This is a genomic window from Paenibacillus sp. J22R67 (assembly GCF_059692175.1).
This window is the reverse complement of the sequence record NZ_JCAUAX010000034.1, coordinates 1-4,079: the sequence shown is the minus strand read 5'-3', so window position 1 is coordinate 4,079 and position 4,079 is coordinate 1. Positions and strand designations below refer to the sequence as shown.

Sequence of the window (4,079 nt, the reverse complement as noted above, 5' to 3'; positions counted from 1 at the left end):
GTTCTGGGAGAGTAGAACGTTGCCAAGCAGTATTCCCTGATAGCTCAGTTGGTAGAGCACTCGACTGTTAATCGAGTTGTCACAGGTTCGAGTCCTGTTCGGGGAGCCATTTTTTATCCTATGCCAGGCTTTCATGGAGAGGTGTCCGAGCTGGCCGAAGGAGCACGATTGGAAATCGTGTAGGCGTCACAAGCGTCTCGAGGGTTCGAATCCCTCTCTCTCCGCCACCTACAAGCACGATTTACTTAAGAAAAGCCTGTTTACGCGGCCCGTTGGTCAAGTGGTTAAGACACCTCCCTTTCACGGAGGTAACAGGGGTTCGAGTCCCCTACGGGTCACCATTAATACCTAAGAAGCATATTCCCATGGAGGCTTAGCTCAGCTGGGAGAGCATCTGCCTTACAAGCAGAGGGTCGGCGGTTCGATCCCGTCAGCCTCCATTTTTACCTTTTTAACGACGCGGGGTGGAGCAGCCCGGTAGCTCGTCGGGCTCATAACCCGAAGGCCGCAGGTTCAAATCCTGCCCCCGCAACCAACCTCTTATATCTGAGAGACTTTTGACTCCGTCAAAAGATCCCTATATGAGGTCCTATATTATGTGTGGAGCCGTGGTGTAGAGGCCTAACATGCCTGCCTGTCACGCAGGAGACCGCGGGTTCGAATCCCGTCGGCTCCGCCATTTTTTAATCAGTTTGAGTCATTAGCTCAGTTGGTAGAGCACCTGACTTTTAATCAGGGTGTCGTAGGTTCGAATCCTACATGACTCAGTTTTTTTTTCGTTTTATGCGGTCATGGCGGAATTGGCAGACGCGCACGGTTCAGGTCCGTGTGGGCTAACCCCCCGTGGAGGTTCGAGTCCTCTTGACCGCATCACAAGAGCTTTCTTAATTCCTTTTATAGGAGCTAAGGAAGCTCTTTTTTTACATCTATTCGCAAATTACTGTTGACATTGATTATTATTATCACTAATATCAGGGTATAGGCGGTATATATGAGCGGTGGAGGTTATGACATGAAAACGATTAAATACTGCTGCAGAAATGAGAAATTCGGATCCAAACAAATATATAAGTCGTTGAAAAATGAATATCCTGATCTAAAGCAAAAGAAGAAGGATTGCCTAGGAAATTGTAAGCATTGCAAGAAAGAGTGCATCGCGATGATCGGCAAAAAAGACTTAGTTTGTGCCGCTTCGCCTGACTTACTATATGCGCAGCTGAAGCAGATTATTGCTGAATCTAGGGCTGAAACTGTCATGGCCTAATTGTTAACCTTTGTAAAATTTATGACTTCCGTTTGTATTTGTATATGAAGTTCTGGTAATCTTGTATGTATGGGGATTTGCAAAAGATAACCATACAGAAAGGATGTGCAGCACATCATGTTAAAAGATGAACTTACGGAAGCGCTCAACGAGCAGATGAACTATGAATTTTACTCCGCGCACGTCTATTTGGCCATAGCTGGTTATTGTGCAGCAGAAAGCTTGGATGGATTCTCGAACTTTTTTATGGTTCAGGCGGAAGAAGAGAAGTTTCATGCTATGAAGATTTTCAAATTTATTAATGATCGTGGGAAAAAGGTTGCCTTCGCCGGCATGGATACGCCTGTGAATGAGTACGAATCGATCCTCGACGCTTTTGAGCATGCCTACAAGCATGAGCAGGAAGTCACAAGACGCATTTACCATCTGTCTGATTTGGCACTCAATGATCGTGAGCATGCGACTATGCAGTTCCTCAAATGGTTCATTGATGAGCAGGTAGAGGAAGAAGCAATGTTCGACAGCATTATTAATAAGCTGAAACGAATCGACAAAGACAGCAATGCCTTCTTCATGTTGGATGCGGAATTTGCACAGCGCTCATTCACTCCACCAACCGGGGAATAATTACATACGATACTAACGAAGACCAAACTTACTTTTTCGCCGTTAATAGCGAAAGGTAGGTTTTTTCTATGTTTACTGACGTATAGCTGTCAGGGTTTATTTTATATACTGAAAGAAAAAAAGGAAGTGCCGCATGGAAAAATTAGATTTAGCCAAAGCCTACAAATCCTATTACACAGCTACGACCAAACCGCAGCTACTTGATTTCGGACCTATTTGGTATGTGACGATCGAGGGAACTGGAGACCCGAACGGAGAGGTCTTCGCATATGCGACTGAAGCGCTCTATACGCTTTCTTATAGCATTAAGGGCATTTATAAGATGGAAGAGAAAGACTTCACTGTAGCCAAGCTGGAGGGCTTGTGGTGGGTAGATGGAGATAACCGCAACGCGCTGGAGGTGCCTAAGGAGCAGTGGCGTTGGAAGCTGCTGATCAGGATGCCTGATTTTGTCACGGCAGAGAAGGTGGAGGAAGCCCGAGTTAAAGCTTTGGGCAAGAAAAAAGAGTTAGTAATGCTTACGGATATCGAATTTGAAAGTTTGCATGAAGAAAGCTGTGTGCAGATGCTGCATATTGGTCCATATGCCTCCGAGCCTGAAACACTAAGTCAAATGTATCAATTCATGGAGACAAGCCAGGTAAGCATTAGCGGCCTCCATCATGAAATCTATTTATCCGATCCGAGGAAGATTGATCCATCGAAAATGAAAACTATTTTGCGTTACCCTGTAAAGGCGGTAGGAGTGGTGAAGGGGTGATTTTTGCTGTAAAATAGAAGGAAATGTCGAACTGCTGGGGGGAAGGCGATGCGGACACGTCCTATGCATGCGATTGGTTATGTGATCGGCGTTCTAGTGATTGGGATAGGACTCATAATGCCTACCCCTGTAGCTCAAGCCTCCTGGCTCGATCGGGTGAAAGATATTTATCAGCTGCCTGAGAATGTGGAGCAGATTCAGAAAGATTACGAGGCAACGAAACAGCAGTTAGAGGAGCAAAAGGACAAGCTCTCCGAAACGATTCGACATTCGCAGGAAACCGAGGAAAAGCTCCTTCAGCAAAACGAAGCACTTCAAAAGGAAAATGAGCTCCTGCAAGAGCGCTTAAAGATCATGGAGCAGGTGGCGTTAGATAAAGAGAAACGGAATCGTAAGATAACGAATATGGTTATCGCGGTAGTGCTGCTTATCGTGCTGTATTTTGTACTCGGACGGGTGTTTCGGTATGTGGTCTGGCGGAGACAGAAACGTCAAATGAGATAGGAGGCCTGAGAGGCATGGATGTAAATTTCGAACATGCAAGCTCACACGCAAAAATGGCCACCCTGCGCATCGAACAGGACGAATCGATTCATGTGCTTCATCCGAACCAGATCGTAGCTTTTCAAGGGAGGTCCGAGCAAAGAGAGGATTCTTTGATGAAGCTGCCTAGCATGTACCGCAAAAAACGTTTAATTCAATCGCGCGTGCGTGGTCCTGCTCAGCTCATGCTAGGCTTGCCTGAGGGCTATAGGATGTCTGTTGTGCCCATCGGCGATGACGATGATCTTTTGTATGAGTTTCGGCATGTCCTGTTTTATACCGACGGTGTCAGCTTTACTTCTCATCTACAAAATGTTAAGAATACGCTGATCACGCAAGACCTCGTGAAAATGCAGTTCAAAGGGCCAGGAACGCTGGGGCTTTTGACGGCTGGTCCCTTGTATCAGATGGCGTTGGATCCGAAGCAGCCTTTATATGTAGATATTAACTGTCTTATTGCGTATCCACGGAATGCGGTGCTGCGCCTTAGTGTATATGGCAATACATTAGCCAGTCAGCATATGAATTACCATTGGGAGATGACGGGGCATGGACATGTGCTGCTGCAGCCATGCAAGCCGGATCGTAAGCTGGATGAGCATATGAAAAATGACAGCTTATTGCGCAGAATTGCAAGGGAAGTGCTGCCTTTTGGCGGTATTTTTATAAAATAATGCATTGGTAACAAAAAACATTTGCATTTGTTCTCAAATCCTGATATATTATTCCTTGTCGCCTCTGAGAATGAAATCAAGTGACAAGCATCACATACCGTGCGGAAGTGGCTCAGCGGTAGAGCATCGCCTTGCCAAGGCGAGGGTCGCGGGTTCGATCCCCGTCTTCCGCTCCATATTTTAAGCGCCCTTAGCTCAGCTGGATAGAGTA

Annotated in this window: 5 protein-coding genes and 9 tRNA genes; all 14 read left to right on the top strand. The window is 46.1% G+C overall.

What is annotated here, in order from left to right:
- Window positions 1–33: 33 nt before the first annotated feature.
- The 14 genes from AC58VC_RS38400 (at window position 34) to AC58VC_RS38335 (ending at window position 4,044) form a co-directional block, all read left to right on the top strand.
- Window positions 34–109, top strand: a tRNA-Asn gene (locus AC58VC_RS38400).
- A 26-nt stretch (window positions 110–135) separates the two neighbouring features.
- Window positions 136–227, top strand: a tRNA-Ser gene (locus tag AC58VC_RS38395).
- A 39-nt stretch (window positions 228–266) separates the two neighbouring features.
- Window positions 267–341: transfer RNA gene (locus tag AC58VC_RS38390), tRNA-Glu, on the top strand.
- A gap of 26 nt (window positions 342–367) precedes the next feature.
- Window positions 368–440 (top strand) — tRNA-Val (locus AC58VC_RS38385).
- 18 nt (window positions 441–458) lie between these two features.
- Window positions 459–535, top strand: a tRNA-Met gene (locus tag AC58VC_RS38380).
- 67 nt (window positions 536–602) lie between these two features.
- Window positions 603–679: transfer RNA gene (locus AC58VC_RS38375), tRNA-Asp, on the top strand.
- Between the two features lie 15 nt (window positions 680–694).
- Window positions 695–767, top strand: a tRNA-Lys gene (locus AC58VC_RS38370).
- 18 nt (window positions 768–785) lie between these two features.
- Window positions 786–870: transfer RNA gene (locus AC58VC_RS38365), tRNA-Leu, on the top strand.
- A gap of 142 nt (window positions 871–1,012) precedes the next feature.
- Window positions 1,013–1,264 (top strand): DUF1450 domain-containing protein, encoded by a 252-nt coding sequence (locus tag AC58VC_RS38360; RefSeq protein WP_127458787.1) that lies wholly within the window; start codon window positions 1,013–1,015, stop codon window positions 1,262–1,264.
- A 117-nt stretch (window positions 1,265–1,381) separates the two neighbouring features.
- Window positions 1,382–1,891 carry a ferritin gene (locus AC58VC_RS38355; protein WP_497376723.1) on the top strand — a complete coding sequence of 170 codons (510 nt, stop codon included), beginning with the start codon at window positions 1,382–1,384 and terminating at the stop codon, window positions 1,889–1,891.
- A 133-nt stretch (window positions 1,892–2,024) separates the two neighbouring features.
- Window positions 2,025–2,651 (top strand): GyrI-like domain-containing protein, encoded by a 627-nt coding sequence (locus tag AC58VC_RS38350; protein WP_497376721.1) that lies wholly within the window; start codon window positions 2,025–2,027, stop codon window positions 2,649–2,651.
- A 48-nt stretch (window positions 2,652–2,699) separates the two neighbouring features.
- Window positions 2,700–3,155: a tropomyosin gene (locus AC58VC_RS38345; protein WP_497376720.1), complete on the top strand. Its 456-nt coding sequence runs from the start codon at window positions 2,700–2,702 to the stop codon at window positions 3,153–3,155.
- A 14-nt stretch (window positions 3,156–3,169) separates the two neighbouring features.
- The gene (locus AC58VC_RS38340; RefSeq protein WP_497376718.1) at window positions 3,170–3,868 is read left to right on the top strand and encodes an AIM24 family protein; all 699 of its coding nucleotides are present in this window, start codon (window positions 3,170–3,172) and stop codon (window positions 3,866–3,868) included.
- A gap of 101 nt (window positions 3,869–3,969) precedes the next feature.
- Window positions 3,970–4,044: transfer RNA gene (locus AC58VC_RS38335), tRNA-Gly, on the top strand.
- The last annotated feature ends 35 nt before the right edge of the window (window positions 4,045–4,079 follow it).

Excerpts from the sequence above, each read along its gene's own strand:
- AC58VC_RS38350 (WP_497376721.1), top strand. The coding sequence starts at position 2,025 with ATGGAAAAATTAGATTTAGCCAAAGCCTACAAATCCTATTACACAGCT.
- AC58VC_RS38340 (WP_497376718.1), top strand. The coding sequence starts at position 3,170 with ATGGATGTAAATTTCGAACATGCAAGCTCACACGCAAAAATGGCCACC.
- AC58VC_RS38355 (WP_497376723.1), top strand. The coding sequence starts at position 1,382 with ATGTTAAAAGATGAACTTACGGAAGCGCTCAACGAGCAGATGAACTAT.
- AC58VC_RS38360 (WP_127458787.1), top strand. The coding sequence starts at position 1,013 with ATGAAAACGATTAAATACTGCTGCAGAAATGAGAAATTCGGATCCAAA.
- AC58VC_RS38345 (WP_497376720.1), top strand. The coding sequence starts at position 2,700 with ATGCGGACACGTCCTATGCATGCGATTGGTTATGTGATCGGCGTTCTA.